22 protein-coding genes and 1 tRNA gene are annotated in these 26120 nt (G+C 67.9%); 11 read left to right on the top strand and 12 right to left on the bottom strand.

Annotation, left to right across the window (positions count from 1 at the left end; translation table 11 throughout):
• The first annotated feature begins 962 nt into the window (after nucleotides 1–962).
• The 7 genes from QZ588_RS14360 (at nucleotide 963) to QZ588_RS14335 (ending at nucleotide 6209) form a co-directional block, all read left to right on the top strand.
• Entirely contained in the window at nucleotides 963–1193 is a 231-nt protein-coding gene (locus tag QZ588_RS14360; protein WP_295543632.1) for a hypothetical protein, read from the top strand.
• Nucleotides 1194–1246: 53 nt separating this feature from the next.
• Nucleotides 1247–2203: an ERF family protein gene (locus QZ588_RS14355; protein ID WP_295543631.1), complete on the top strand. Its 957-nt coding sequence runs from the start codon at nucleotides 1247–1249 to the stop codon at nucleotides 2201–2203.
• A gap of 65 nt (nucleotides 2204–2268) precedes the next feature.
• Nucleotides 2269–3156 (top strand): PD-(D/E)XK nuclease family protein, encoded by an 888-nt coding sequence (locus QZ588_RS14350; protein WP_295543630.1) that lies wholly within the window; start codon nucleotides 2269–2271, stop codon nucleotides 3154–3156.
• A gap of 118 nt (nucleotides 3157–3274) precedes the next feature.
• Nucleotides 3275–4276, top strand: a complete 1002-nt coding sequence (locus QZ588_RS14345; protein ID WP_295543629.1) for a hypothetical protein — start codon at nucleotides 3275–3277, stop codon at nucleotides 4274–4276.
• Between the two features lie 51 nt (nucleotides 4277–4327).
• On the top strand, nucleotides 4328–4789 hold the full coding sequence (ssb, locus tag QZ588_RS14340) for a single-stranded DNA-binding protein (protein ID WP_295543628.1): 462 nt from the start codon (nucleotides 4328–4330) through the stop codon (nucleotides 4787–4789).
• 29 nt (nucleotides 4790–4818) lie between these two features.
• Complete coding sequence (locus QZ588_RS18155; RefSeq protein ID WP_366929579.1) at nucleotides 4819–5190, top strand: helix-turn-helix domain-containing protein; 372 nt, start codon at nucleotides 4819–4821, stop codon at nucleotides 5188–5190.
• Nucleotides 5191–5213: 23 nt separating this feature from the next.
• Nucleotides 5214–6209: a site-specific integrase gene (locus QZ588_RS14335; RefSeq protein ID WP_295543627.1), complete on the top strand. Its 996-nt coding sequence runs from the start codon at nucleotides 5214–5216 to the stop codon at nucleotides 6207–6209.
• Between the two features lie 15 nt (nucleotides 6210–6224).
• On the opposite strand, the gene QZ588_RS14330 is transcribed toward QZ588_RS14335, so the two are convergent.
• The 5 genes from QZ588_RS14330 to QZ588_RS14310 form a co-directional block, all read right to left on the bottom strand.
• Nucleotides 6225–6299 (bottom strand) — tRNA-Val (locus QZ588_RS14330).
• Nucleotides 6300–6334: 35 nt separating this feature from the next.
• A complete protein-coding gene (locus QZ588_RS14325) occupies nucleotides 6335–7285 on the bottom strand; it encodes an alpha/beta hydrolase (protein WP_295543626.1) in 951 nt (316 codons plus the stop codon).
• A 217-nt stretch (nucleotides 7286–7502) separates the two neighbouring features.
• Nucleotides 7503–8951, bottom strand: a complete 1449-nt coding sequence (pyk, locus tag QZ588_RS14320; protein ID WP_295543625.1) for a pyruvate kinase — start codon at nucleotides 8949–8951, stop codon at nucleotides 7503–7505.
• Between the two features lie 240 nt (nucleotides 8952–9191).
• Entirely contained in the window at nucleotides 9192–9827 is a 636-nt protein-coding gene (locus QZ588_RS14315) for a flavin reductase family protein (protein WP_295543624.1), read from the bottom strand.
• Between the two features lie 189 nt (nucleotides 9828–10016).
• Nucleotides 10017–10679, bottom strand: coding sequence for a hypothetical protein (locus QZ588_RS14310; protein WP_295543623.1), 663 nt, complete (start codon nucleotides 10677–10679; stop codon nucleotides 10017–10019).
• 186 nt (nucleotides 10680–10865) lie between these two features.
• Between QZ588_RS14310 and QZ588_RS14305 the strand changes: the two genes are divergently transcribed.
• Nucleotides 10866–11762 carry an EcsC family protein gene (locus QZ588_RS14305; RefSeq protein ID WP_295543622.1) on the top strand — a complete coding sequence of 299 codons (897 nt, stop codon included), beginning with the start codon at nucleotides 10866–10868 and terminating at the stop codon, nucleotides 11760–11762.
• Between the two features lie 119 nt (nucleotides 11763–11881).
• Here the strand turns inward: QZ588_RS14305 and QZ588_RS14300 are convergent, their stop codons facing one another.
• Nucleotides 11882–12235: a pentapeptide repeat-containing protein gene (locus QZ588_RS14300; protein WP_295543621.1), complete on the bottom strand. Its 354-nt coding sequence runs from the start codon at nucleotides 12233–12235 to the stop codon at nucleotides 11882–11884.
• 150 nt (nucleotides 12236–12385) lie between these two features.
• Between QZ588_RS14300 and QZ588_RS14295 the strand changes: the two genes are divergently transcribed.
• From QZ588_RS14295 to metK, 3 genes are all read left to right on the top strand, one after another.
• Nucleotides 12386–12514: a hypothetical protein gene (locus QZ588_RS14295; protein WP_295543620.1), complete on the top strand. Its 129-nt coding sequence runs from the start codon at nucleotides 12386–12388 to the stop codon at nucleotides 12512–12514.
• Between the two features lie 249 nt (nucleotides 12515–12763).
• Complete coding sequence (locus QZ588_RS14290; RefSeq protein ID WP_295543619.1) at nucleotides 12764–15913, top strand: HAD-IC family P-type ATPase; 3150 nt, start codon at nucleotides 12764–12766, stop codon at nucleotides 15911–15913.
• 128 nt (nucleotides 15914–16041) lie between these two features.
• The gene (gene metK, locus QZ588_RS14285) at nucleotides 16042–17229 is read left to right on the top strand and encodes a methionine adenosyltransferase (RefSeq protein WP_295543618.1); all 1188 of its coding nucleotides are present in this window, start codon (nucleotides 16042–16044) and stop codon (nucleotides 17227–17229) included.
• 9 nt (nucleotides 17230–17238) lie between these two features.
• Here metK and QZ588_RS14280 read toward each other — a convergent pair whose 3' ends face one another.
• The 6 genes from QZ588_RS14280 to QZ588_RS14255 form a co-directional block, all read right to left on the bottom strand.
• Entirely contained in the window at nucleotides 17239–18495 is a 1257-nt protein-coding gene (locus QZ588_RS14280; protein ID WP_295543617.1) for an ATP-binding protein, read from the bottom strand.
• A 322-nt stretch (nucleotides 18496–18817) separates the two neighbouring features.
• Entirely contained in the window at nucleotides 18818–21940 is a 3123-nt protein-coding gene (locus QZ588_RS14275) for an efflux RND transporter permease subunit (RefSeq protein ID WP_295543616.1), read from the bottom strand.
• On the bottom strand, nucleotides 21937–23028 hold the full coding sequence (locus QZ588_RS14270; RefSeq protein ID WP_295543615.1) for an efflux RND transporter periplasmic adaptor subunit: 1092 nt from the start codon (nucleotides 23026–23028) through the stop codon (nucleotides 21937–21939). The genes QZ588_RS14275 and QZ588_RS14270 overlap by 4 nt, the downstream gene beginning before the upstream one ends.
• A gap of 382 nt (nucleotides 23029–23410) precedes the next feature.
• Nucleotides 23411–24370 carry a serine hydrolase gene (locus QZ588_RS14265; protein WP_295543614.1) on the bottom strand — a complete coding sequence of 320 codons (960 nt, stop codon included), beginning with the start codon at nucleotides 24368–24370 and terminating at the stop codon, nucleotides 23411–23413.
• Nucleotides 24371–24610: 240 nt separating this feature from the next.
• Nucleotides 24611–24922 (bottom strand): polyhydroxyalkanoic acid system family protein, encoded by a 312-nt coding sequence (locus tag QZ588_RS14260; RefSeq protein WP_295543613.1) that lies wholly within the window; start codon nucleotides 24920–24922, stop codon nucleotides 24611–24613.
• A 208-nt stretch (nucleotides 24923–25130) separates the two neighbouring features.
• On the bottom strand, nucleotides 25131–25889 hold the full coding sequence (locus QZ588_RS14255; RefSeq protein WP_295543612.1) for a transposase: 759 nt from the start codon (nucleotides 25887–25889) through the stop codon (nucleotides 25131–25133).
• Nucleotides 25890–26120: the final 231 nt, after the last annotated feature.

Below are 26120 nucleotides of genomic sequence, written 5' to 3'. Positions count from 1 at the left end.
TGCAAAAGAGGGGCACAACACGCCCTATGGATATGTGCATAAGTGCTGGGGTTGTGGCTGCGCACCGTGTGGATTTCGTAGTCGGGTCTGCCATCCCTGGCCGCTACGCAAGCGCGCAAACCCCGCGCGCCTGCTCCGCGTGCGCTGCTCCTGGCAGCGCGCGCCATCCATGGCTGGAAGAGCCGCAGGCATCCCTGCCCGCGGCGGACAGCAGCAATAGACCGAATGACTAAATAGCTGTCCTCAACAACCAGACCCCAATACGAGTGATACAGCTAATAGGCATCACAACGTCCATAAGTTAACGAACCCGGCCGCTCCTTCGTTCTCCTCGCTCCGCTGCGCTACGCTCGGGGTGCGGTGGCGCTGCACTAAGATTTGATTGGCTTATCAGCCTATACAGGTTGTGCCAATAGGTAGCGCTTTACCAAGTTATAAGCAGTAGGGCTTTGAATATGGTGTTTTGCAAAAGCCGTGCCAAATGAGAAACAGCTGGTAAGCAAAGAGCAGAGAAAGGTCCGGTATCCGCATCGAGCTCCGCCTGGCGCTGGGATACGAGGCCAACCGCATAGAGCGTTGATGCCAAAAACACCAGGAGAGAGTTGCTTTGAGGGATTGACTTTAGCACTCAGAGTGCTATTCTATACATGTGCGGGCTGGCATGGTGCCGCCCCCCGACCGGAGAGAGCAGATGAGATTTCCTTGGTTCACTGGCCTATCGCCGTGCGTACACGATGATATTTGCACGGTGGCGATGCACGCGCGCGGCGGATACGGAGATGTCCAGAGTTACCGGATTTCCCATAAGCGGAACGTACAGCGCGCGCGGCGTTATTTGCGCACTGTTGGACTGGAGAGCCCGATTGAGCGCGACAAGTACTCCCTTTTTTTCGCCCCCGTTAGCACTAAAAGGGCTGCTATACCACACCGGAGGTAGCATCATGTATGCAGCACGCCAAGACATGACCCCTGTTTGCGCGGAGACCGGGCTACACCCAGACGACGCGCCGCGCCCTGACTATGAGGGTTGGCTCATCGAGCAAGCGCAGCACCTTGCGGCCGCCGGCGACCATTCGGCGATCACCCCGGACATGGTCGATGCTCTGATCTCAGAGCTTCGCACCCTATCCCTCATCACCTACCACCAAGACATGCAGCTCGGGCTCGACCACCCCGACGATTGCCCGTTCTGACTCAATCAGTCGCCGCCGGTATGGGGCCGGCGGCTCTATCTGGGGAAACACCAATGACACAGCACGCACTCACCGCCAGCGCTGACGCGCTCCCGGCAACAGCTCCGGGATCTGGTCCAGTCGAGATCGACGCTCAGTCGCTACTGGCTGCCGCCATTCAGGCGCAGATGCCCGTCGAGAGCATGCAGCGCTTGCTCGACATGCGCGCGCAGCTCAAGGCGGAGCAAGCCGCCGGCGCATTCGCCGCAGCGCTGGCGCACTTTCAATCGGGTTTGCCGCCGATTGAGAAGAAGCACACCGCCAACACCGGCAAGTTCAGTTACCGATACGCCGACCTCGCCGACATCTGGCGCGCGATCGCTCCCCGGCTCCACGAGTGCGGGCTGTCGGTGACTTTCGACACCGTTGACCGGCAAGGCGGTGTCGATGTGCTGTGCACCGTCCACCACACCGGCGGCCATTCGGTGACCTCGCGGTTCCCGGTGCCAGTGGACAGCAACGCCCGCATGAACGCGGCCCAGGCTGTCGGTGCTGCTCTCACCTACGGGCGCCGATATGCACTGACGGCAGCGCTCGGCATCGTCACGGCCGACGAAGACACAGACGCCCAGGGCGCTCCCGATCCGCGCCGCTCACACGCTGCCGCCCCCGCCGGCAGCAACGCCGGCCGCGCCCGCCAGGGTCGCGGCTCCCCAGCTGGCACCCCCCCGCCCGGCAACGCTGCCCCCAACAGCGCGCCCGGGGCCAGTGGCAACAAGGGGGCTCAGCACATCACGGATGCACAAAAGCGCCGCTTGGAAGCTCGGATTACCGAGCTCGGATTGCAGACGCACCGTGAGCGGCTAAAGAAATGGACGGCCGCCAAGTGGGGCGTCAATAGCCTCGCCGATCTGACCTGCGCCCAATACGAGGAGCTCTACGCGCGCCTCGATGACTTCGCCGAGCGCGCCGCGATTGAAGCCGAAAGTTCGGCGAACGACCGCCAGGAACAGCCGCCCACCGCGGGCTAAAAGGAAACAGCTCGCCCACCCGCCAGGGACGGCGCCAATCGAGAACCAAACCGGAGAACCGATCAATGAACGTGACCAACAATTACGCCCTCCCGGCCGCTATCGTCGCCGCCGTCGAGAACGACCCGTATTCGCGCGGAGATGCCGACATCAGCGTGACCGAGCTGATAGCGCCGGCGCAGCAGCGCGCCCTCATGCGCGAGCACTGGCACGAGCTCGAAGAGGATGCAGCGGATCGACTGTTCGCGCTCCAGGGACAGCTGATTCATTCATTGCTCGAACGGGCCAACATCAAGCATCAGCTCGCCGACATCGCCGAGCGCCGGCTGTCCGCAGAGGTTGCCGGCTGGGCCCTGTCTGGCCAGTTCGACAACCTGATACTCGACGACAGCGGCACTTTGCAGGATTACAAGTACAGCAGCGTTTGGAGCGTGAAAAACGGCGTCAAGGAGGAATGGGTTGCGCAGCTGAACGTGCTGCGCTGGCTGGTCTACGCCAACGGCTACGATGCGCCCGAGCGCCTGCAACTCGTGGCCCTGCTCCGTGACTGGTCAAAGCCCGCTGCAATGCGGGAACGCGACTATCCGCCCGCAGCTGTGCAGGTGCTGGACGTGCCCGTGTGGACGATCAGCGAAACCCTGCGCTACATCGTCTCGCGCCTCGCCGACCACGAAGCCGCCCGCAACGACATCGCCGACGGTGACAAGCCGGTCCCATGCACACCGGCCGAGCGTTGGGAGCGGCCGACGCAATACGCCGTCATGCAGGCAGGCCGCAAGCGCGCCGTGAAGCTCCACGCCCACGCCGACGACGCCCACGCGCATGCCGCGCAACTACCCAAGGCCCGCGTCGAGATCCGCCCCGGGGCGGCTGTGCGCTGCGAGAGCTACTGTGCTGTCGCGCACTTATGCCCGCAGCGACAAGCCGAGCTTGCGGCCGCAGACGCCGCCTGAGCTGACGGCAACGAGCAGGGGGTTAATGCGTTGCGCGTTAGCCCTCATAGTGCTAAGTTTAGCACTATCGCGACAGGTCTCACACCTGTCGCAACACCCACCAACAGAAGACCTGAGCATGGCCAACGGAAGCACGAACCTGGTCCCCCTCAACGACCCGCAGCCTGCCGCGCTATTTCAGCCCGGTGGGCTCGATGAGCTACTCGCGAAGATAGAGCACGACGCCCGAGCGCTGGTGCCCGACGCCAGCACCGCCAAGGGCCGTAAAGCGATCGCCAGCGTGGCCGCCAAGGTCGCGCGCAGCAAGACCTACCTCGATGGGCTCGGCAAGGACCACGTCTCCGCCCTCAAGGAACAGGCTAAGGCGGTCGATGCCGTGCGCCGCGACATGCGCGAGCGCCTCGATAACCTGAAGGCCGAAGTGCGACAACCACTGACGCAGTGGGAAGAAGCCGAAGCCGAGCGGCAAGCCGAGCTCCAGCGCCGCCTAGAACTGCTCCGGGACATTCCTGAGGACACCCCCGAGCTGACGGCCGCCCTCGTCGCTGCTCGCATCGCCGAAGTAGAAGCCGTCGAGATCGGTGACGACTGGCACGAGCGCCGGGAGGACGCCGAGACCGCCAAGGCCGCCACGCTTTACCAGCTGGGGCAGCTCCGCGCGACCGTGAAGGCGCGCGAGGAAGCCGCCGCCAAGGCCGAAGCCGAGCGCCGCGAGCGCGAGGAAACCGAGCGCCGCGAGCGCGAAGAGCGCATCCGCCAGGAAGAGCGCGAGCGCGCAGATCGCGACGCCGAAGCCGAACGCCGCCGGATCGAAACCGAGCGGGCGGACGCCGAGCGTGCCGCCGCCGACGCCGAGCGCCGGGCCCGCGAAGCCGAGGAAACCGCCAAGCGCAACGCCGAGGAAGCCGCCCGTATCGAGCGCTACCGGGCGGAGCGCAAGGCCGCCGCCGAGCGCGAAGCCGAAGAACAACGCCGCCGCAACAGAAAGCATGCGGCGGCAGTGAACAACGCCGCCGCCGCCGCCCTCGCAGCTGCCGCCGGCCTGACCGACGACCAGGCAAAGGCCACCGTGATCGCCATCGCCAAAGGCCGAATCCCCGGGGTCTCGATCCGCTACTGACGGACACCGCCGCCAAGAACCGCGCCAACCAACCCAACCGGAGGAGCCACCATGCCATCCCGCGGTGTGAACAAGGTCATCATCATCGGCAACCTGGGGGCCGACCCCGAGGTTCGCTACACGCAGTCAGGAACGCCAGTGGCGACCATCAGTGTCGCCACGTCCGAACGCTGGACCGACAAGTCGACCGGAGAAGCTCGAGAGGAAACCGAGTGGCACCGGTGCGTGATGTGGGCGCGGCTCGCCGAGATCGGGCAGCAGTATCTGCGCAAGGGCTCCAAGGTCTATCTCGAGGGCCAGCTGCGCACGCGCAAGTGGCAGGACAAGAGCGGCGCAGACCGCTACACCACCGAGATACGAGTGCGCGACATGCAAATGCTGGACGGTCGCGAGGATGGAGCGCCGCAGCAGCAGCAACGCCGCAAGGCGCCGCAGACGCAGACGCAGCCCGGGGGCGCCGGGGACTGGCAAGCGCCGCCGGCCGGTGACTTCGACGACGACTTGCCGTTCTGATTGCTCGACGTGGCCGCCAGGTGCCGATCATGAACGCTGACCCCCTACTATGGTCGCTCGATGAAGCCGCCCGCCAGCTCGGCGGCGTAAGCGTGCGCACGGTGCAGCGCCTCATACAGCGCCGGGAGCTCCCGGCGGTCTCGGTCGGTCGCCGCCGCCTGGTGCGACCCGCCGACGTGCGAGCCCTGATCGCGCGCTCTAGTACGCCTAGTGCTACACTCAGCGACGACAACGCCAGCGAGTCCACGGAACAGCAGTGCCCCGAAGAAGCAAGCAAGACCGCGACGGGATCTTTCGCCGCCCGGACTCGCCGTACTGGTGGATCTCGCTCCCGAACGGACGCGGCGGCACAACTCGCCGCAGTGCTGGGATTCCCCACGCCAAAGACCCGCAAGGGCTGAAAGCTGCCGCACTGCGGGCTCAGTTGCTCGCCGAAGGGGCCGGCCGGGCGCCGGAACCGCTGGCGGCCGACACCGCCAACTTCGACGGGCTGATGCTCGCCTATCTCGGCGAAGTGACACCCCAGAAACAGTCCCCGGAGCGCGACCGCTACTCGGCTCGCCACCTATACCTGAACCTGTCCGGCCGACTGCTCTCGGAAATCGGCGCCGCAGACGTGCGCGCGTACATCGCCGCCCGGGTAGCCGCCGGCGCCGAGCCGGGCACGATCAACAAGGAGATCGGGTTAGCGTCCGCCGCATGGTCATGGGGGCGTCGCGAGCTGGAACTCGACATCGGCAACCCCTGGACCTCCAGGCGACTCCGAGAGCCTCACGGAAGACGCCGTTGGCTCACCGAGGAAGAAGCCGACCGACTACTCAGGGCCGCACGGGAAGCCCGCAGAGCGCCGTACCTGCACCCCTGGTGCTGCCTCTGCCTATACGCTGGTCTCCGCCCTGGTGAAGCGTTAGCGCTGTCCTGGAGCCGAGTCGACCTGCCTCGTCGGCTGATCTGGTTCGCCGAGGCCGACAGCAAGAGCGGCAAGGCCGCAGCGCTGCCGCTGAACGATCGCGCCCGGGTCGCCCTGGTTGAGCGTGCGCGCTACCGGGCCAAGCACTGCCCGAGCGCCCAGTTCGTGATCTGCCGAAAGAGCGGGGCGCCCATCGCCTCGATCAAGAAGGCCTTCGCCGCGATCTGCCAGAAAGCAGAACTCCAGGATGTGCACCCGCACGACCTTCGCCGCACGTTCGGGTCATGGCTGGTGCAGCGTGGCGTGGGTATCGACCGGGTGAGCAAACTGATGCGGCACTCGGACGTGAGGGTCACCGCCGCCGTCTATGCCCACCTGCGCCCCGAGGACCTCGCCGACGCTGCCGCCGCCCTCGATGACCCCGGAAATAGGTACGCGGCTTCACGCGAGGGCTTCACGTTGCCGATTTCCGCCGATCTCGAGCCCGACGACGATGCTGAAAGTGCCTGATTTGACTGCGAAATTTGGTGGGCGCGGCTGGTTTCGAACCAGCGACCCCTGCCGTGTGAAGACAGTGCTCTCCCACTGAGCTACGCGCCCGAAGCCCTTAAGAATAGCCTGGCAGCGGACGTTGGTCAATCGGCGTCGGCGTCGGCGTCGGCGTCGGTGGTGGCGTGGCCGTGCAGCAGGTCGGTGAGGATCCGCCCGGCGTAGCGGATGGGCACGGAGTAATGGCCTTCATCGGGCAATTCGGTAAGCCGGGCGTTGGGGAGCTGCGCGGCGAGCCAGCGGGCGTGGCCGATGGGAACGGTGCCGTCGGCGGTGCCGTGCCAGATGTGGATGGGCTGTTGGATGCTTGGCAGGTCCAGGCCCCAGTCGTGGATGTACAGGGTGAGGTCGCGGCGGGCGCCTCTGGCGCCGTTGCGCATGGCATCGGCGATGGTGCGGTTCAGGATTGCGGCGATGTCGCCGTCGCGCAGCACGGCGTCGTCGGCGGGCGGGGCGGCGAGGTGGCGGAAGCGCTCGACGAGGCTCGGCCAGTGGGCGAGGAAGGCGGTGGTGGGGGCGCCGTAGATCAGGTCGGCGAGCCAGGCGGGCTGGCGGCCCACCAGCAGGCTGGCGCGGGTGGCGGGGTGCATCTGCGCCAGCAGCTCGTCGTGGTGGATGGGGCCCAAGGGGCAGATCAGGGTGCAGCCGATGAGCCGGTGTGCCTGTCTTTCACAGAGGTGCCGTGCGCAGGCAAGGGCGTAGGGCCCGCCGCCGGAGACGCCCATCACCGCATAGCGATCGAGGGCGAGGGACGCGGCGAGGGCGGCACAGTCGTCGGCCCAATCAGCGAGGGTCCTGTCCGGTGCGTCGTCGGAGTCGCCATAGCCCGGTCGGTCGGCGCTGATGATGCGGGCGCCGGCGGCGACGGCGTCGGCGTGTATCAGCCGCGCCTCGCGGCGGGAGCTGGGGAAGCCGTGGAAGTAGAGCACGGGCGTGCCGGCGGCGGCGCCGTACTCGGCGTAGGCGAGCCGGCGGCCGTCGGGGAGGGTGAGGATGTGCGGCCCGTCGTCGGGCGCTCCAGCGTGAGCCTGATGCATGGGTGGTCTTGGTGCTGCGCCGGAGCGGGCGGCCCCTCTGGTGGGCGGCGCTCCAGGCGGTCTGGGGATGCGGCGGCATGATCGGTGAGACTGCCGGTGTCGTCGCCGTCATCATAGCGGGCATGGCGCCGATCATCGACGGTGATCACCGCTGGTATGCGCATGGCCGCACCACGGCGCCGGGCTCCCACCGGGCGCCGCCGGAGCGGTTGCATGGTCAGCGACAGCCCTCGGCGCGCTCGCCGTCCAGCTCGATGATTTCCAGGCGATGGTTGCCACAGGGGTGGGCCGCGGAGGGCCCTTGTGTCAGCAGCACCAGGCCGTCGTCGATGGCTTGCTCGGCGAGCCAGCTGCGCACGTACTCGGTCCAGTCGGCAAGGTCGGTGCCGGTCTCTTGGGGATAGACGCCGTAGCTGAAGCACAAACGCTGGGCGGTGTCCGGATGGGGCGTGAAGGCCACCACGGGGCAGGGGAGGCGGAAACGGGCGATGCGCCGCGCGGTGTTGCCGCTGCGCGTGGGCACCGCCACCAGTCGTGGCTGGCTGCGCTCGGCGGTGTGATAGACGCTGCGGGCGATGAGATCGACGGCGCGACGGCTGCCATCGGCGTCGTAGGCGCCGACGCGCTCGGCCTGGAGCCTGAGGTTGCGCTCCGGCTCGATGGCGGCGGCGATGCCGGCGAGCATCTCGACGGATTCCACCGGAAAGCGGCCCATGGCCGATTCCGCCGAGAGCATGACGCAGTCCGTGCCGCCGAGGATGGCATTGGCGACGTCGGTGGCCTCGGCGCGGGTGGGCCGGCGCAGGGTCACCATGGATTCGAGCATTTGCGTGGCGGTGATGACGGGCTTGCCGACGCGGTTGGCCAGCTCGGTGATGCGCCGCTGGGCGACGGCGATGGTTTCGATGGGGATCTCCACCCCCAGGTCACCGCGGGCCACCATCAGGCCGTCGGCTGCGGCGAGGATGCCCGCCAGGTTGTCGAGCGCCGCGGCACGCTCGATTTTGGCGATGACGAAGGGGTCGTAGCCGAGCGCCCGCGCGGCGTCGCGCACGGCGCCGATGTCATCGGCGGTGGCCACGAAGGATTGGCTCACGGCGTCGATGCGGTGCTCGGCGGCGAACGCGAGCCAGGCGCGGTCGTCGCTGGTGAAGGCGCTGATGCCCAGGTCGATGCCCGGCAGGTTGAGGCCCTTGCGCGAGCGCAGCTCGCCGCCGGCGCGCACGTTGCAGATCACCTCGTGGCCGCGCACCGCCACCACTTTGAGCAGGATGAAACCGTCGTTCAGGAACAGCCGGTCTCCCGGGCGCACCGCCGCCGGCAGGTCAGGGAAGCTCACGCTGACCCGCTCGGCGCTGCCGACGCAGTCCTCGGTGGTGAGGGTGATGGTCTGATCACGCACCAGTTCCACCGGCTCGTGCGCGATCTCGCCGACGCGCATCTTGGGACCCGGCAGGTCGCCCATGATGGCCACCCGGCGGCCGGCGGCCGCCGCCGCGGCGCGTACCCGGGCGATGATGCTGGCGTGGTAGTCCGGGTCGCCGTGGGAGAAGTTGAGCCGCGCCACGTCGAGCCCGGCGTCGATGAGGGCACGCAGCCGCTCGGGCTGATCAGAGGCCGGGCCGATGGTGGCGATGATCTTGGTCTTGTGGGGGCGGTACTGCATGCGCGTGATCCCATATCAAGGTGACGAGTGGCGGTGCTGGCGTGCCCACTGACGCGGGTTATGCCGCATGTTAGCGGAGGTTGGGCGCGCTGGTGCGTTGCAGTCGCGTGACCGTCGATGGCGCGATGAGCGGCGGGGGTGCGGAGGGGTCGTCTTCAAGGCGGCAAGGCGCCGCTGAAACTGGCGGCGCATCCCGCCCCGCATGGGGAACGCCAATGGGCCGGCGTTTGCCTCAAGCGCTCAGCCGGTGTGGCTGGCCCGCCAGGCGTCGATGGCGGCGGCATCGATGCCGCCGTCGCGGGCGTAGAGGCGGTCCAGCTCGGCGCGTTTGTCGGTGGGCGCCAGCGCCATCAGCCCGCCGGCGGTGAGCGGCTCCGCCGCGTTCGCCAAGGCGCCGCCGCCGGTGACGGCGGCGATATAGACGCTGCGGTCGCCGGTGCTCATGGCCTGCTCCACCTGGCAGTCGAGCCAGGCGATGGGCCCGTCCACCCAGGGGTTGCCGAGCGGCGTGCGGGTATCCGGCAGATCGGCGTACTTGTCCACCTGCTTGCCGCTGGCGAGCCCGAAGCGCCAGACCAGCGCCAGTGCCGAGGCCGGCAGCAGGTACAACGCAAAGCGGCGGCTGGCTTCGATCATGCGCCAGGTGTGGTGCTGGCGGGCGATGCCGGCGAGCATGCGCGGGCGATCGCGCACGATGGAGGCGCGGGCGACAAAGGTGGCGATGCAGCCGCCGCGGGTGCTGCCGGCCGCCGGTGATTCGGCGGCGGTCACCAGCCACAGCGGCGGGTCGTACAGATGATAGACGGCGTTGACCGCGTCGGCGGCGGCCTGGTCCAGGGGTTGCGGTGGTTTCGGCTCGCGGGCGTTGGCGGTCATGGCTGCGCTGGGTTCTGGGTTGCTTCCCTGGGGTTGCCTCCCCGGGTTGCCTCCTTGGGTGACGTCAGGCCGGGCTTCAGCGGGCATGCGCGCGGTCGCGGCGCAGCGGGGCTGTATCCTGCTGGGCCCAGTGGGGTAGTTCATGCAAAGTGTCCGGTGCGGCGGCGCGGGTGGCCTGGGGCGTGGGCATCAGGCCGGCCCCGCCGCGTCGGCAGCCGGCGATGGGGCGGCGTCGGCGGCGTCCTGGGCTTGCCGCGTCGCGTAGAAGCGGGTCGCCGCCAGGCCGATGAGCCGTGTCACCGTCGCCATGGACAGCGCCCCGGCACCCACCGACACCCAGGGCGCCACCGGATAGCCGGCGAGCAGCTGCGGCGCTGCGCCGCCCATGCCGGTGGCGGCAACCACGGCGAGCATTTCCGGCACCCGGGCGAGGTCATCGATGTCTTCGCCGAAGACGGCGGCGATCTCGAGGATCAGGTACAGGTGCATGCGCGTCAGCATGGAGGCGGCCCCGACGACGCCGGCCAGCTTCAGGAACTGGCCCGCCGCCGGGAACAGGCCCGGTACATACAGCAGGCCCCCGCCCAGGGCGGCCAGGCCCGTCTTGGCATCCACCAGTCGCCGGGCGCGCGCTTGCAGGTCGTCGTCGGGGAACTGCTGCTCCAGCTGCCGGACCGTGCGGCGGATCTCGTTTTTGCGCAGCCGCAGGAAGAAATAGAAGAACTCCTCAGCGGCGAGGGACTGGCGCCGGCCCACGGAGCGGGCCGCGCCATCGCCTTGGTGTCGTGGGGTATCGCCGTCGGTGGCCTGCATGGGGATTTCCGGACGCTCTGCTTGATCTCTTCTCAGCATAGCGGAACTGTGCCCGGCCGATGGCCATCGATGCTTGGGACGGAGCCGCGTGCAAGATGACCGTGTCGTCACAGACCTTAAAGTCCACACCCCTGGGCGACACCGCGGCGGCGATCACGTCTGGCGGCTGCGGGCGGACAGCGGTTTTCGCGGGCACCACGGCGGCGTTTCGCCTAAGCTTGGGCTATGAATGACGCCGACCAGACCACCGCCGCCGTCGACGGGCGCGATCCGGGCGCACGCCAGCTCGTCGCGGCCGGACTGCCCGCCCTGGCCGCCCGCGAGCTTGCGTGGGCCTACGAGCGCCTGGAGCATCCATCCCTCGCGGCCCGCCTCAGCGATGTGCTCGCCTCGCCCTTTGCGGAGGCCATGAAGCTGATACCCAGGCGCTGGAAGAAGCGCCTGGACCAGGCCGTTGAGATGAACATGTACCGCGCGCTCAAGATGGCCATGGGCTCCATGGACCAACGCGAGCCCATGCCGTCCAGCGATCTGCTGCACCGGGCGCTGGTGGCGGGCACCGGCGCCGTCGGCGGCTTCTTCGGACCGGTGACGGTGCTCGCCGAGTTACCGGTGGCGACGGCGCTGATGCTGCGCTCCATCGCCGATATCGCCCGCAGCGAGGGCGAGGACATCATGGGCAGCCGCGAGGCGCGGCTCGCCTGTGTGCAGGTGTTCGCCCTCGGCGGGCGCACCCAGGACGACGACGAGGCCGAGATCGGCTACTACGGCATGCGCATCACCCTGGGCCTGCATTTCGAGAACCTGCTCGGATTCGCCGGCGCCGCCGAGGGTCCGCAGCTTCCGGCGGCCATTCAGTTCGCCCGCGCCGTGGCCGCACGCTTCGGCGTGGTGGTCTCCGACAAGCTCGCCGCGCAGCTGATTCCGGTGGCCGGCGCGCTCAGTGCCGCGACGCTGAACCTGATCTTCATGCAGCACTACCAGGACGTCGCCCGCGGGCACTTTATCGTGCGCCGGCTGGAGCGCGATTACGGCGCGCAGGTGATCCGCGAGGCTTACGTCCAGCTGCGTGAGCAGGATCGGCTCGGCACCCGCGAGTTCAGTCCCATCGAGGGTTGGTGAGGCGCGGCGTGCGCCGTCGCTGCGCTGGCGGTGCGCTCCCGCCCGCCCGCTGCCGTCGCGGTGGCATGGCGCCGCCGGCGGGTCAGCGGCCGCGGCTGCGGGCAACCCCCCGGTGAGCGCTATTTGAGCCCGCGAGCCCCCGCGACGTTGGCCTGTTTCAGGCTTGTCTTCTTCAGCTTGGCCTTGCGCAGATCGGCATCGCTGAGGTCGGCGTCGCGCAGGTCCGAGCCGCGCAGGTCCGCCTGGCGCAGGCGTGCGCCATGGAGATTGGCGCCACGGAGATCGCATTTGCGCAGGTTGGCGCCGTTCAGGTGCGCATCCCGCAGGTCGGCCGCGGCGAGCTTGAGACCGCTCAGGTCCTTGTCGTCCAGGTCGACAGCGCTCTTGCCCTTCTTGCGGCGCTCCTTGACCCATTGGTTGAAGCCATCGATGTTACCGGCTCTGAGCAGCTCGACGGCCTTCTTGGTTGCCATGGGTGCGTCTCCTCGGGGTGATGGCACTGAGCAGTCGGCGGTGCTGTTACCGGGCAAGCCTAGCAGACCCGCCGCCGCCGGGGTGTCGGTGGCCAAGGGATGCGACGACGTCTATGCTTGGCGCATGTCCAGCAGCCGCCGAGAACGCCGATGCATCCGCTCCTGATTGCGGTGGCGGTGCGGGGTGTCGTCTTCGGCCCCAGGCTGTGGGCGCGCGCGCAGCTGCGTCCCTGCCCGCGGATCAGCTCGTCCGGCACCCGCTGGATCGCCACGGGCTGATGCTGGTGCGTAGCGGCGACGATCGACTCGCCGCCCGGCGTCGGGTGCCATGGCTGTAGGCGTTCAGTCTCAAAGGTTCGTAACAGCCCTGAGTGCCGCAGGGCGGCCCGCTGTGCTTGGCGTTTTCCCCCACGCGCGGCGTGAGCGTCATCACGCGCACCAGAGGCGGCGCAGACCGCCCTCCACCGCGTCGCTCCCGCCCGGGGCTTGCAGGCCGCCGTGCGGGCACCGAGCCACCGAGAGGAGTACATGAGCGATCCCGTGCCCGTTGTCGCCGCCACCGAGCGCGTCGTGCCGGTGCATGTCCGTTGCCGTGATCGGGTGCGGCTGGAGGTGCGCGGCCTGTATCGGATGCCCGTCCTGCAGCGGCGCCTGGAGCGGGTGTTGTCCGCCGTGGGGGGCATCCAGCGGGTGTCGGCGAGCACGGCGACGGGGCGGGTGCTGGTGTGCTACACGGCGCCCATGACCCTGTCTCAGCTGGTGGCCCTGGTGGACCAGCAACTGGGCGAGCCGCCACCCGGGCAGCGGCGCTCACTGCGCGCCTATCCGCAGCGTCCCGCGCTGGCGGCGGTCGCAGCGGTGCTGCGCGGCCTCGGCCGGCTGGTGGTGCCGGCGCTGGCGCAACCGCTGCGGCGGCCCGCCGCCGGCGCACTGGCGGGGTCGGCGGCGGTGAGCCAGCCGCGGGCGCTGGAGCCCCAGCCCATCCAGGCCTGGTTCGCCATGACGCTCGAGGACGTGCAACAGGCCCTGGCGACCATCACGGACGACGGCCTCAGCCAGGACGCCGCGGCCGAGCGCCTGCGTCGTTTTGGCCACAACGCGCTCACGGCGGCTGAGACGCGCTCGGACATCGCCATCTTCGTCGGCCAGTTCAACAGCCTGCCGGTGGGCCTGCTGGCGGTATCCGCGGGGGTGGCCCTCGCCACCGGCGGTCTGCTGGATGCGGCGGTGATCCTGGGCGTGGTCATGATCAACGGCGTCATCGGCTTCGTCACCGAGCGCCAGGCCGAGCGCACCATCGAATCCCTGACCCAGAGCGGTGCGCGCAGCGTCAAGGTCCTGCGCGGGGGGGAGACGGTGACGGTGCCGGTGGAAGAGATCGTTCCCGGTGATGTGCTGCTGCTGGCCCCGGGGGATTACATCGCCGCCGATATTCGGCTGCTGCGGGCGCATCGGCTCAGCGTGGACGAGTCCGCGCTCACGGGCGAGAGCCTGCCGGTGAGCAAGGATCAGGCGTTCGTGGCCAAGGACGACACACCGCTGGGCGATCGGCGCAACATGGCCTACATGGGCACCCATGTGACCGGCGGTAACGGCCGTGGTCTGGTGGTGGCCACGGCGGCGGCGACGGAGCTGGGGCAGATCCAGACCATGGTGGGCGAGGCGGAGTCGCCGGAGACGCCCATGCAGAAGCAGCTCGGGCGCATGGGCACGCAGCTGGCCCTGCTCTCCGGCGGCGTCTGTGCCGGCGTCTTCGGCGTTGGGGTGCTGCGGGGCTTCGCCTGGCTGGAGATGCTGAAGGTGTCGGTGTCGCTCGCCGTCGCCGCGGTGCCGGAGGGATTGCCGGCGGTGGCCACCACCACGCTCGCCATGGGCATCAACGACATGCGCCGTCGCAATGTCGCGGTGCGCCATTTGGATGCGGTGGAGACACTCGGCTCCGTGCAGGTCTTCTGCATGGACAAGACCGGCACGCTGACCATGAACCGCATGGCCGTGGTGGCGGTGTACGGCGGCGGCGAGCGCTTCAAGGTGGCGGCACATCAGTTTACGGACGATGACGGCCACGCCGTGGACCCGCTGGCGCGTGCGGCGCTGGTGCGGCTGATGCAGGTGGTCGCGCTCTGCAGCGAGGCCGAGCTGAAGGGGGTGCCGGGCAATTGGCAGTACGCCGGCTCCCCCACCGAGAATGCGCTGGTGGAACTGGCGGTGGAGGCGGGCATCGACGTGCCGGCGCTGCGCGCAGAGCGCCCGCGGCTGAAGACCCGCTACCGCGCCGAGGGCCGCCCGTACATGTCGAGCCTGCACCCGTACAAGGATGGCAAGCATCTGCTGGCGGTCAAGGGCAGTCCGGACGAGGTGCTGGCGCTATGCACCAGCATGCTGCGCGATGGCCGGCAGGTGCGGCTCACCGAGGCCATGCGGGCCGAGATCACCAACCAAAACCAGCGCATGGCGGGCCAGGCCCTGCGCGTGCTCGGCGCCGCCTACCGGGAACTGGACGACGGCGCCATGCCCGAGCAGACCGGCCAGCTCTGCTGGCTCGGCCTCGCCGGCATGGCGGACCCCATGCGCCCGGGCATGGACCGGCTCATCGATGAGTATCACCAGGCCGGCATCGAGACCATCATGATCACCGGCGACCAGAGCGCTACGGCCTATGCCATCGGCAAGGAGCTGGGGCTGTCCGGTGACAAGCCGCTGCAAGTGCTCGAGTCCAACAAGCTCGAGGAGATGGACCCGGAGCTGCTGGCCGGCCTGGTGCGCAATGTGCACGTATTCGCACGCGTGAGCCCGGCGCACAAGCTGAAGATCGTGCGCGCGCTGCAGGAGGCGGGCATGGTGGTGGCCATGACGGGTGATGGCATCAACGATGGCCCGGCGCTCAAGGCCGCCGACATCGGCGTGGCCATGGGCGAGAGCGGCACCAACGTGGCCCGCGAGGTCTCGGATGTCGTGCTGGAGGACGACAACCTGCACACCATGACCATCGCGGTGGCCCAGGGGCGGACCATCTACAACAACATCCGCAAGATGATCCACTTCATGGTGTCCACCAACCTCACCGAGATCGAGGTGATGCTGGCGGGCGTCATGCTCGGCTGGGGCGAGGCCATGAACCCCATGCAGCTCCTGTGGATCAATCTGGTGACCGACATTTTTCCCGGCCTGGCCCTGTCCATGGAGCCGGCGGAGCCGGACATCATGGATCGCCCGCCGCGGGATCCGGAGGAGCCCATCATCACCCGCGAGGACCTCAAGCGCATGGCCTTCGAGTCCGGCACCATCGGCCTTGGCACCGCCGGCGCCTTCATCTACGGCATGCGCAGGTACGGTCTCGGGCCGGCGCCGAGCACGCTCGCCTTCAACACCCTGGTGATGAACGAGCTGACCCATGCTTTGAGCTCGCGCTCGCGCCACCGCAATGTCTTCGGCGGCGAGAAGCTCGCGTCCAACAAGCACCTCACCCGCGCCGTGCTGGGCATGGCGGCGCTGCAGGTGGTGGTGAGCGTGGTCCCCGGCGCCCGGCGCCTGCTCGGCACCGTGCCCCTCGGCTGGATGGACCTCGCCGCCATCGGCGCCGGCGTGATCCTGCCGTTGATCGTGAACGAGGCCACCAAGCCCGCCTATCGGGGACCGGCGCATGCGGCGGTGTTGGCGCGCGGTGACGCTGCATGAGGGACGCGGGGCACGGGGGCCTGATGCGCGTCGTGATGGCGGCTGCCCCGCGGCTCGCGCCTTGTCACTCGAGACTGATCACGATGCCGGGCCGCAACCACTGATTCCCCATCGTCCGGAGCGCACCCATGAGCGACGACTTCATCTTTACGTCTGAATCGGTCACCACCGGCCATCCGGACAAGCTCTGCGATCAGGTGAGCGACGCCATCGTCGATCACTTTCTGGGGCAGGACCCGAATGCCGGGATTATCGCCGAATGCGCCATGGCAAGCGGCGTGCTCTTCATCTCGGCGCACTATGCCTCCAGGGGGGGCTTTGCCATCCCCGACGTCGCCCGGGCGGTGATCCGCGGCGTCGGCTACCCCAGGGCGGTCTTCGATGCCGATGCCTGCACCATCATGACCAGCTTCATGGATCATACCGAGCGAGACTATCGGCCGCTGGATCTGGACGCGCTGGATGACGAGGCCCTGGGACGCATCACCGCCAAGGATCAGGTCACCGTCTTCGGCTATGCCTGCGACCAGACGGACAGCCTGATGCCGCTGCCCATCACCATTGCGCATGCCCTGGCACGGCGCCTGGATGATCCGGATCTGGAGCAGGAACTGCCGTATTTGCTACCGGATGCGAAGGTGCAGGTGGGCGTGGAGTATCGGGCCGGGCAGCCCCTGCGTATCCACAGCGTGGCGCTGGAGACCAGTCAGCAGGAAGACGCCAACGCGGGGCTCGATCGCCTGCGCGCCGACCTGATCCATGGCGTCATCACGCCGGTGCTCGCCGCGCAACCGGTGGCGCCGGACGGCAATACCCACTACTTCATCAATCCCGAAGGGCCGGTCATCGGCGGCGGCCCGGCCGTGCACGCCGGGCTCACGGGCCGCAAGACGGGTATCGACACCTACGGCGAGTACGCCCGCCACAGCGGTGCCGCGCTGAGCGGCAAGGACCCCATGCGCATCGACCGCGTCGGCGCCTATGCCGCCCGCTATGCCGCCAAGAACGCCGTCGCCGCCGGCCTCGCCGGGGAATGCGAGGTACAGCTCAGCTACAGCATCGGCTCCGCCGGTCCGGTGAGCCTGCGGGTGCGTACCTTCGGCAGCGGCCGCATCGACGACGCCGAGATCGCCCGGCGCCTGCAACAGCACTTCGACTTCCGCATCGGTACCATCGTTCGGGACTTGCGTCTGCGGCGCCTGCCCGCCGAGCACCCGGAAGGGTTCTATCGCAAGCTCGCCGCCTATGGCCACATGGGGCGCACAGACCTGGACGTGCCGTGGGAGCGCACGGACCGGGCGGCGGCGCTGGGCTGAGTTGCGTGCTTAGGTTGTCGGTTTCTGCGGGCTGGGTGGCGAGGCGGCAAAGATGGTGAGACACAATTCCAGATCGCCGATCTGTTCGTAGACCGGCCGTCTGCCCGATAACCGCTCGCTCTCGCCGAGGATGGTCTCGACGCCGAAGCCGCGCCGCTCCATCAGATAGCTCCGGCCAAGCCTGGTGTCCTCCACCGGATAGTAGCGGCCAAACAGACTCGCCAGGACCTCGTTGCGTGGCACCGATAGCCGCGTCATGGACTCCAGCGACAGGGTGTTGGGCAGGCCGCCGGGCGAGTGGATCTCCAGCCGGTCTTGGAACATGAACAGCCGAATGCGCTGGTGATGGAGCGAGTAGTCCCGGTGCGCCACCGCGTTGACGATCGCCTCGAATATCGCGATCAGTGCATATTGCGGATAGTCGATACGCCCGAGCGGCTTGCGCGCCGCCGTCGTCATGTTGCGTTCGACGAAATGGAAGGCATCGAGGATCTGCCGATCCAGGGGCCCGGCGATCTCGCGGGCATCGATCTGCTCGTCCGGGTTGTTCTTGGTGCCCAGATGCGCAACCGCCATGATCTCGGCGCTGCGCAGCCAGCGCGACGGCTCCAATGTGCAAAGCAAGGCCCCGAGCACGGTCGGAACTGTGATGCCGTCGATGTCGCGCAGCAGGTGCAGCCTGCTCAACTGGGCGATCGTATCGCCCTGCTCCGGCTTCAGGAAGCGGCGCACCAGTAGCGCATCGAGGTCGTCGAACGAACAGCCCGGCACCGCCTGCTCTTCGAAGTGAATGATGCGCGCTTGACTGCGTTGCTGGAACAGCCGTGCCAGCGCATCCGGTGTGAGCTTGCGCTTCGCATGGCCGACGCGCCGAAAATAGCCGTTCGCGCCTTCATGCACCCAAAGGCTGCGCGGTATGTCCACGACGATCACAGCCCGGCGGGAATCGTCGACGCCGGTCAATTCCAAATGCCGGGTCACCACATCCAGCGGCGGCTTGATACGGTCGGTGCAGATCGACGTGACCCATGCCTCGACCTGGTCCATCTGCGCCAGCGGTATACCGGTCACGGCTCGCGTCTTGTCGTCGATACCAAGCACCAGCGTCCCGCCGGCGGCATTGGCCATCGCCGCCAGCTCATCCGAGAGTCCATCGGCATGCGGCGCCAAAACCTTGCCCACCGGGCTCAGGTCCACCCGCTTCAGCTCGAGTGTCGAGTCCTCACCGAGACGGATGCGCTGCTCCAACGCCGCCACGTTCATCATGCCGCCTCCGTCACATCGCGCGACGCCGACGCGCACAGGAGCGGATCGCGCGCTTCGGCGGTGGCTTGGGTGTTCACCGGCTTTCACCCTGTCGGTCGGTGCGCAGGATGCTGCGTGTCGCCATCGGTCGAATCCCAGTCCAGTGGCAGCGCGGTTTCAGTCTGGGTGTGCCCCCGATGCAGGCGCATGACGCGGCGTCGGATGAACGCTTTTGCGTGGTGCGGCCGTTGTCGCCCGCGGTCTTGTGCAAGCGCGTTCGGTGAGTGTGGCACGCGAATGCGGGCCTGCCAATCCAGACGAATTCCCGGCCGGCCGCGGCCGGTCACATCGCCTCCTCCCGCGCCAACCGCCGCGCCACATCCCCCGGCGAGCCGGTGCGCCGTGCCAGCAGGTCGTAGGCCACCGGCACGACGAACAGCGTGAACAGGGTGGCGGCGAGGACGCCGGAGAGGATGACGGTGCCGATGACCACACGGGTCTCGGCGCCGGCGCCGGTGCTCATCAATAGCGGCAGGGAGCCGGCGGCGGTGGTGATGCCGGTCATGACGATGGGCCGCAGGCGCACATCGGCGGCCTCGAGCAGGGCGTCGCGGAAGGCCTGGCCCTGGTCGCGCAGCTGGTTGGCGAATTCGACGATGAGGATGCCGTTCTTGGCCGCCAGACCCACCAGCATGATGAGCCCGATCTCGCTGTAGATGTTGAGCGTCTGGTCCGTGAGCCAGAGCCCAAGCAGGGCGCCGGCCATGGCCAGCGGCACCGTGAGCATGATCACGAAGGGGTGCACCCAGCTCTCGAACTGGGCGGCGAGCACCAGATAGACCACGGCCACGCCCAGCAGGAAGACGAACAGGATGCCGCCGCCGGAGCTTCTGAAGTCCTGGGACTGCCCCTTGTAGTCGACGATGGCCTGCTCGGGCAGATGCTCGGCCACCAGGCCTTCCAGGTAGCTCAGCGCATCGCCCAGCGCCAGGTCGTCGGCGAGGTTGGCCTCGATAGTGATGGCGCGCACGCGGTTGTAGCGGTTCAGTGCGTTGGAGTCCGCCATTTCGGTGATGCGCACCAGGTTGGCCAATGGGATCAACTCGCCGCTGCGCTCGGAGCGGACATAGATGTTCTGCAGGCTCGCCGGCGTGCGCTGGGCGTCACGCTCGCCCTCCAGGATCAGGTCGTACTCCTCGCCGGCGTCGATGTAGGTGGTCACCTTGCGGGAGCCGAGCATGGTCTCCAGCGTGCGGCCGATGGTGCTGACGGTGACGCCTAGGTCCGCGGCGCGGTCGTAGTCGATATCCACGCGCAGCTGGGGCTTGGTCTCCTTGTAGTCCCAGTCGATGCCGATGAGGCCCGGGTTGGAGGCGTCGATCTCGGCGAGCAGGCGGTCGCGCCAGGCGGCCAGCTCCTCGTAGGTGCCGCCGCCGATGACGAACTGCAGCGGCTTTTGGATGCGGGCGCCGAAGCCCTGGCGCATGACGGGGAAGGCGCGCACACCCGGCAGGTCGCCGAGCTTGGCGCGGATCTCGTTCATCACCGTGAAGCTGGAGCGGCGCTCGCCGAAGGGGGCCATGACCATGATGACGATGCCGCTGTTGAAGCTGTCGCCGCCACCGAAGCCCCGGGGTGTGCGCATGAGCACGCGGATGGCCTCGCCGGATTCGGCGTAGGGCAGCAGGCGGCGCTCGATCTCGTCCATGTATTCTTCCATATAGGCGAAGGACGCGCCTTCGGGGCCGTTCACCAGCACGAAGAAGGCGCCGCGGTCCTCCTGCGGGGTGTATTCCTGCGGAATCTGTTGAAACAGCCACCAGGCGCCGGCGACGGTGGCCGCGAACAGCAGTGCCACCAGCCATTTCTGATTCAGGAAGAATCGCAGCAGTACCCCATAACCGCGTCGCACCCGGCCGAAGGCCCAGTCGACGCCGGTGCTCAGGCTCGCGCGCCGCCGCTCATTCCGTGTTCCGGCGGCGCGCGCCTGCGGCAGGATCTTGGACGCCAGCATGGGCGACAGGGACAGCGCGACGAAGGTGGAGAAACTCACCGCCGCGGCCATGGTCAGAGCGAACTCGCTGAACAGCCGCCCCACATCGCCCTGCAGGAAGGCGATGGGCACGAACACGGCCACCAGCACGATGGTGGTGGCGAGGACCGCGAAGCCCACCTGCCGCGCACCGCGGTAGGCGGCCACGAGCCGCGTCTCACCGTACTGCTCCATGCGCCGGTGGATGTTCTCGAGCACCACGATGGCGTCGTCCACCACCAGGCCGATGGCCAGCACCAGTGCCAACAACGTGAGAATGTTCACCGAAAAGCCGAGCACCAGCAGCACGCTGAAGGTGGCGATGAGCGACACCGGCACGGTGACCGCCGGCACCAGCATGGCCCGGACCGAGCCGAGAAACAGGAAGATCACCAGCACCACCAGGCCGATGGCGATACCGAGCGTCTTGTAGACCTCCTTGATGGCGTCCTTGACGAACACCGAGGTGTCGTAGGACTGCTTGATGGCCATGCCTTCGGGCAGAGTCGGGTTGAGGCGGGCCATCTCTGCCTTGGCGGCGTCGGCCACCGCAATGGTGTTGGCGGTGGACTGCTTGATGATGCCAAGGCCGATCATGGGCACAGCGTTGCCGCGGAACACCGTGCGGTCTTCTTCCGTGCCGCGCTCCACCCGGGCCACGTCGCCCAGGCGCACCAGGTAGCCGTCATCGCCGCGCGCCACCACCAGGCGCGCGAACTGCGCTGGAGTCTGGAAATTGCGCTCGGTGCGCACACTGAACTGGCGTTCGACGGACTCGACACTGCCCGCCGGGAGCTCCACGTTCTCGGCCCGCAGGGCGGCCTCGATGTCGGCGACGGTCAGCCCGCGGGCGGCCAGTGCGTTGCGGTCGAGCCAGATCCGCATGGCATAGGTCTGATCACCGCCCACACGCACCCGGGCGACGCCGTCCAGCACGGAGAAGCGGTCCACCAGGTAGCGCCGGGCATAGTCCGTCAGCTCCGGGACGGTCATGCGCTCGCTCACGAGGTTGAGCCACATGATGACATCGTCGCTGCTGTCCACCTTCTGGATGTCCGGTGGCTCCGCTTCGATGGGCAGCTGGTCGAGGATGCCCGAGACCCGGTCACGGATGTCGTTGGCGGCGCCATCGATGTCGCGGCCGATGTTGAACTCGATGGTGATACGCGAGCGCCCGTCCTGGGAGACGGACTCGATGGTCTCGATGCCCTCCACGCCGGCGATGCGGTCTTCGATCAGCTGGGTGATGCGTGTCTCCACCACGTTGGCCGCCGCGCCCGGGTAGACCGTGTCCACCGACACCACCGGTGGGTCGATGTCCGGATACTCGCGCAGCGGCAGCCGGTCGAAGGCCACCAGCCCGAAGGCCACCAGCAGCAGCGACAGTACCGTCGCCAGCACCGGGCGACGGACCGAGACGTCGGAGAGGATCATTCTGCGCGCTCTGCCGCTGGGCGCTCGGCGGCGTCGGCCGCTGGCTTCTGGGCCAAGAGCTCAGCGAGCGGGCGGGTGCCGTCGTCGACGGCGATGATCGCGACCGGCTCGCCGGGTCTCGCTTTATCGTTGCCGTGGGTGATGACGCGCTCGCCGGCGTCGAGGCCGCCGGTGATCTCAACGAGGCCGGGTCGGCGGGCGCCGATCTGCACCTTGCGGCGCTCAGGCACCGCGGCGCCGTCCTGCGTGTCGGTCAACGCCAGCACAAAGTGCTCGTCGCCTCGGTGCAGCAGCGCTGCTTCTGGAACGGTGAGCGCTTGCCTCGGGTTGCGCAGGAGCTCGACGCGCATCAGGAGCCCCGGGCGCAGTAACCGCCGGGGATTCGGCAGCCGGGCGCGCACCTGCACCGAGCGGGTGACCGGGTCGACGCGGGTATCGACGGCGCTGATCGCACCTGAGAAGACTTGATCCTCCAGCGCCGGCGCCCGCGCCTCGATGGCCAGGCCAGGTCGCAGTGAGGTGAGAAAAACGCTGGGTACCGTGAAGTCGAGCTTCATGGTGCGATCGTCGTCCAGCGTGGTGATGACATCCCCCGGCTCAACCAGGGCGCCCGAGCTGATATTGCGCAGGCCCACCACGCCGGCGAACGGCGCCTTGACCACCCGGTCTTTCAGCCTGGACTCCACGGCCACCAACGACGCCCGCGCCGTGTCCAACTCCCGACGGCGCTCGTCCAGCAGCGACGCCGAGGCGGAGCCCCGCTCGGCCAGGGACTGGACGCGCGCGTACTGGCGCTCGGCCTCTGCGACCCGCGCGCGCACCTCTTCGAGCAGGGCCGTCTCTTCGGCGCTGGTCATCTCCACCAGGATCTCGCCGGCGTCCACCCGCTGGCCGTCGTCGAAATGGATGGCCGAGATGGTCTCGGTGACATTGGCCGTGATCACCACGGATTCATCCGCCCGCAGGGTGCCGAGCGCCTCGGTGCGGTCCGCCCAAGGCTCGGTGGTGACTTCGGCGACGATGACGCGGTCGCCGGCGGCCCCGGTGAGCGTGGGGAACAGCAGCAGGAGGACGAGTAGGGTGCGCATGGCCAGTTGCGGCTTCGACGACGCGGCAGATGCCACCGCGGAGGCTTCTGAAGTGGGGGGTCTGTGGCGCTGGTGAAAGAGGCTGTCGGCGCCGGGCCGCCCATGGCGCGGGTAGCCCACGAACTGACCGCCATCGGCGTGGCACCGACTGAGGTGTACGGGTTGATCGCAGGTGCGGCCGCCGAGTCAGGCAGGCCCTGGCGGCTGTTGGTGGTGCGTCGTCAGCCGTCGGCGGTCAGGGGACGATCAGGGGGCGATCAGGGGGCGGCACGGTGGACGAAATCTGGATATCGCGTCTGAAACGAAGTGCGACGCGTGCACGGCCACGGGGCTTGCTCACAGGCCGTCGCGTGCGCCCGCGACAACGGCCTGGAGATGCGGGTCAGGCCAGCCGGTGCTCACCGCGCATGTAGTTGTAGACGAGGTCTGAGACTTCGCGCATGGCATTGCTGCGGTTGGTGATCCAACGCGCGTAGTAGTCGGTGCGGCTGGCCTTTTCGATGATGCCGATGAACGTGTATGGCCGCGGGCGACCGCGTCGGTCTTGGCACTCGATGATGCCCATATTACCGCAAAGCATGGCTGTGGAGCCGGTCTTATCGTACACGAGAACATCCGAGGGCATGCTGCTGACGCCGCGGGTGATGCGGTCATGATTCGGCAGGGCCATCAGCTCCAGCACTTCCGCCGCATACGGCATTTGGCGATGCCACTGGGCGTAGAGGAAACGGCTGTAATCGCGGGCCGAGGCCCGGTTGCGATAGGTGCGACCGTTCGCGGGGATGTACTCGACGATGCTGGTTTGCCGAAAGACGCCGGGCGCGTGACGCTTCAGGACCTGCTCGGTGGCTTTCGGTCCCGTATTGCCATTGTGCCGACTCACCAGTTGCATGATCTCGGTGGTGGCGGTGTTACTGCTCTGGCGGATCATGCGCTCCATGGTGTCGCGGATGCCCGAGCTGTACTTGAGTCGCCCACCGCTGTCGCGCATGGTGTAGAAGAATGCTTGCGCAACGAACGGCTTCATCATGCTCGCCGCCTGCCGAGGCTCCTCCTCGTTGATCGACACCAGCTTTTCGCGACCGGTGAAGTCGTAGACGGACCAGGAGGTCTTTTCGTCCCAGCGGATCCTGCCCTCGGCGCGCTGGCGCTTGACCAGACTGACGAGCTGCGCCTGCAGCGTTGGCCGTCGGCTGGCGTTGCCGACGTCGGGCAGCCCGCAGAGCAGCGCGCCACCGGCGAGTGCGCTCAGCCCGAGGAAGCTGCGGCGGTCGCAGTGGTGCGGCACCCTGTTGTCGCTGTGGGTTGGATGGACCCACGTGTGCTGCGGGTTTCCTGGCATGCTGGTGACCCCCGTGACCGGCTTGCTTCGAAGATGCAGGACACCCGTCCTCCTGCCCGGTGCAGGTTGTGTTTCCCCCGACGATGGACGAGGCCCGATGCGCTGTCTTTTACGCCACCAGCATAGGCCGTAGCGACGTGAAATACAAGGGGCGTCGCTATGAAAAACCTGTCTTAAGTCAGTGGGCTTAAGGCCATTGTTAACCCTAGAGTTGAAGGCTGTTTGTGGTGCCGGTGGCGCTCAGTCGGCCTTCTCGGGGGGAGGCAGCGCACCCCGGGCAGCCAGGGTTTCGTCAACCTTGATCACGATCTGCTCTTCGATCTGTCCCTTCAGGGCGGATAGGAGCAGCCCGAGACGTACCGTGAGGTCGAGGGCCTCCTTGGTGACAGTGATGCGTCCCGAGATGCCGGAGCGCGCAAAGTTGAGGGTGTCGCCGTCCCAGGCATAGTCGGCGCCATATTCGCGCTCCACCCGTTGTGCGATCCGTTCCACCTCGGTTCTGGCGTCCTCCAGTGAGAGGGTGTGGCGACGAACGATATGAATCTTCGACATGCTGTTCGGCCTCGTCGGGTGGTGCATGCGCTTGTGGGCTCGGTTGGGCGCCGGCCGTGTGGTCCGCTCGGCGTCGCCTGTGCAACGCTGCCGCGGGGCGTCTCGGCGCGTTGCTGTCCACGCCCCGGGCGCGCTCGACCGGCCGGCGCGGCGTGCCGTCAAGCGCTCCCAGCCCTGGGGTACCCGCGCGCCGTCTGGCGCAAGGTTATTACAGATCGTCCCGGCTGTGGTGCGGCTCGGCGGCGGCCCCACGACGCGCCGCCAGCGCGCGCCGGAAGGCTGCAGAGCGGCGGTCACCACCACGGGGCTGCGGGCGGGTGCGGCGGTGCAACTTGCCCTCCACCTCGCGGCAGAAGTCGTCGCCGCCGAGCACCCAAGCCTTGTTGGTGGCGTCGCGCAGGCGCTGGACGAACGCTGGCGCGAGTGGTGTCGCAAAGGCCTGGGCATAGGCCGCCCGACGCGTCACCGCATCCTCGCCGAGCGCTTGGTAGCTTGCATGGGGTGAGACCAGAACGTCGTCCGCATCGAGTGCATTGGCGCCGTAGCTGGACCACTCGTAGGCGGCTGGCGTGTCGACGATGCCGCTGCGAACGGGGTTCAGCTCGATATAGCGGGAAACGGGCAGCAGGAAGGCATCCGGCTCCACCAGGGTGGCCCGATAGCGGCCATCCCAGAGTGTGCCCGTGCGCGCGTAGCGCCGGTTGGCGTGCTGCACATAGTAACGACCAGTGTACTGCATCAGCTTGCCGACGCCGTTGCTCCGTGTTGGCGTCAGAAGCAGGTGAAAATGATTCGGCATCAGTGCGTATGCGTGTACTGCGCAGGCAAACTTCTGCGCGGCATCCCGCAACGTCGACCACAGCACCCAGTAATCGTCCTCGTCGTGGAGGATGGTTATCCCATTGTTGCCGCGCTGGATGACGTGCTGTGGATAATCCGGGAGGGTGAATCGCGGCAACCGGGCCATGGGGCGCCTCCTGGGGCTCGCTGACGTCTGTTCCAGTATAGACAATCAGGCGATTGCGTCCCCCTTGTCCGCGCGCGCAGGCCTTCGGTGCACTGTCCGCCGCAGGTCTGGTTGCGGTATCATCGGGAGCTTTCTCAGTCCAAATTTCAAGCATGCAAGACACCAACCCCCTCCACACTCACATCGCCAACCTCCAGGAACGCCTCGCGTCCCTGAGGGGGTATCTTTGAC

The organism is uncultured Thiohalocapsa sp., from assembly GCF_913062725.1.
GTDB lineage: Bacteria > Pseudomonadota > Gammaproteobacteria > Chromatiales > Chromatiaceae > Thiohalocapsa.
Note: the sequence above shows the minus strand (reverse complement) of the source record. Positions and strands in the feature narration are given on the sequence as shown.

Excerpts from the sequence above, each read along its gene's own strand:
- QZ588_RS14360 (WP_295543632.1), top strand. The coding sequence starts at position 963 with ATGACCCCTGTTTGCGCGGAGACCGGGCTACACCCAGACGACGCGCCG.
- QZ588_RS14355 (WP_295543631.1), top strand. The coding sequence starts at position 1,247 with ATGACACAGCACGCACTCACCGCCAGCGCTGACGCGCTCCCGGCAACA.
- QZ588_RS14350 (WP_295543630.1), top strand. The coding sequence starts at position 2,269 with ATGAACGTGACCAACAATTACGCCCTCCCGGCCGCTATCGTCGCCGCC.
- QZ588_RS14345 (WP_295543629.1), top strand. The coding sequence starts at position 3,275 with ATGGCCAACGGAAGCACGAACCTGGTCCCCCTCAACGACCCGCAGCCT.
- ssb (WP_295543628.1), top strand. The coding sequence starts at position 4,328 with ATGCCATCCCGCGGTGTGAACAAGGTCATCATCATCGGCAACCTGGGG.
- QZ588_RS18155 (WP_366929579.1), top strand. The coding sequence starts at position 4,819 with ATGAACGCTGACCCCCTACTATGGTCGCTCGATGAAGCCGCCCGCCAG.
- QZ588_RS14325 (WP_295543626.1), bottom strand. The coding sequence starts at position 7,285 with ATGCATCAGGCTCACGCTGGAGCGCCCGACGACGGGCCGCACATCCTC.
- pyk (WP_295543625.1), bottom strand. The coding sequence starts at position 8,951 with ATGCAGTACCGCCCCCACAAGACCAAGATCATCGCCACCATCGGCCCG.
- QZ588_RS14315 (WP_295543624.1), bottom strand. The coding sequence starts at position 9,827 with ATGACCGCCAACGCCCGCGAGCCGAAACCACCGCAACCCCTGGACCAG.
- QZ588_RS14310 (WP_295543623.1), bottom strand. The coding sequence starts at position 10,679 with ATGCTGAGAAGAGATCAAGCAGAGCGTCCGGAAATCCCCATGCAGGCC.
- QZ588_RS14305 (WP_295543622.1), top strand. The coding sequence starts at position 10,866 with ATGAATGACGCCGACCAGACCACCGCCGCCGTCGACGGGCGCGATCCG.
- QZ588_RS14300 (WP_295543621.1), bottom strand. The coding sequence starts at position 12,235 with ATGGCAACCAAGAAGGCCGTCGAGCTGCTCAGAGCCGGTAACATCGAT.
- QZ588_RS14295 (WP_295543620.1), top strand. The coding sequence starts at position 12,386 with ATGCATCCGCTCCTGATTGCGGTGGCGGTGCGGGGTGTCGTCTTCGGC.
- QZ588_RS14290 (WP_295543619.1), top strand. The coding sequence starts at position 12,764 with ATGAGCGATCCCGTGCCCGTTGTCGCCGCCACCGAGCGCGTCGTGCCG.
- metK (WP_295543618.1), top strand. The coding sequence starts at position 16,042 with ATGAGCGACGACTTCATCTTTACGTCTGAATCGGTCACCACCGGCCAT.
- QZ588_RS14280 (WP_295543617.1), bottom strand. The coding sequence starts at position 18,495 with ATGATGAACGTGGCGGCGTTGGAGCAGCGCATCCGTCTCGGTGAGGAC.
- QZ588_RS14275 (WP_295543616.1), bottom strand. The coding sequence starts at position 21,940 with ATGATCCTCTCCGACGTCTCGGTCCGTCGCCCGGTGCTGGCGACGGTA.
- QZ588_RS14270 (WP_295543615.1), bottom strand. The coding sequence starts at position 23,028 with ATGCGCACCCTACTCGTCCTCCTGCTGCTGTTCCCCACGCTCACCGGG.
- QZ588_RS14265 (WP_295543614.1), bottom strand. The coding sequence starts at position 24,370 with ATGCCAGGAAACCCGCAGCACACGTGGGTCCATCCAACCCACAGCGAC.
- QZ588_RS14260 (WP_295543613.1), bottom strand. The coding sequence starts at position 24,922 with ATGTCGAAGATTCATATCGTTCGTCGCCACACCCTCTCACTGGAGGAC.
- QZ588_RS14255 (WP_295543612.1), bottom strand. The coding sequence starts at position 25,889 with ATGGCCCGGTTGCCGCGATTCACCCTCCCGGATTATCCACAGCACGTC.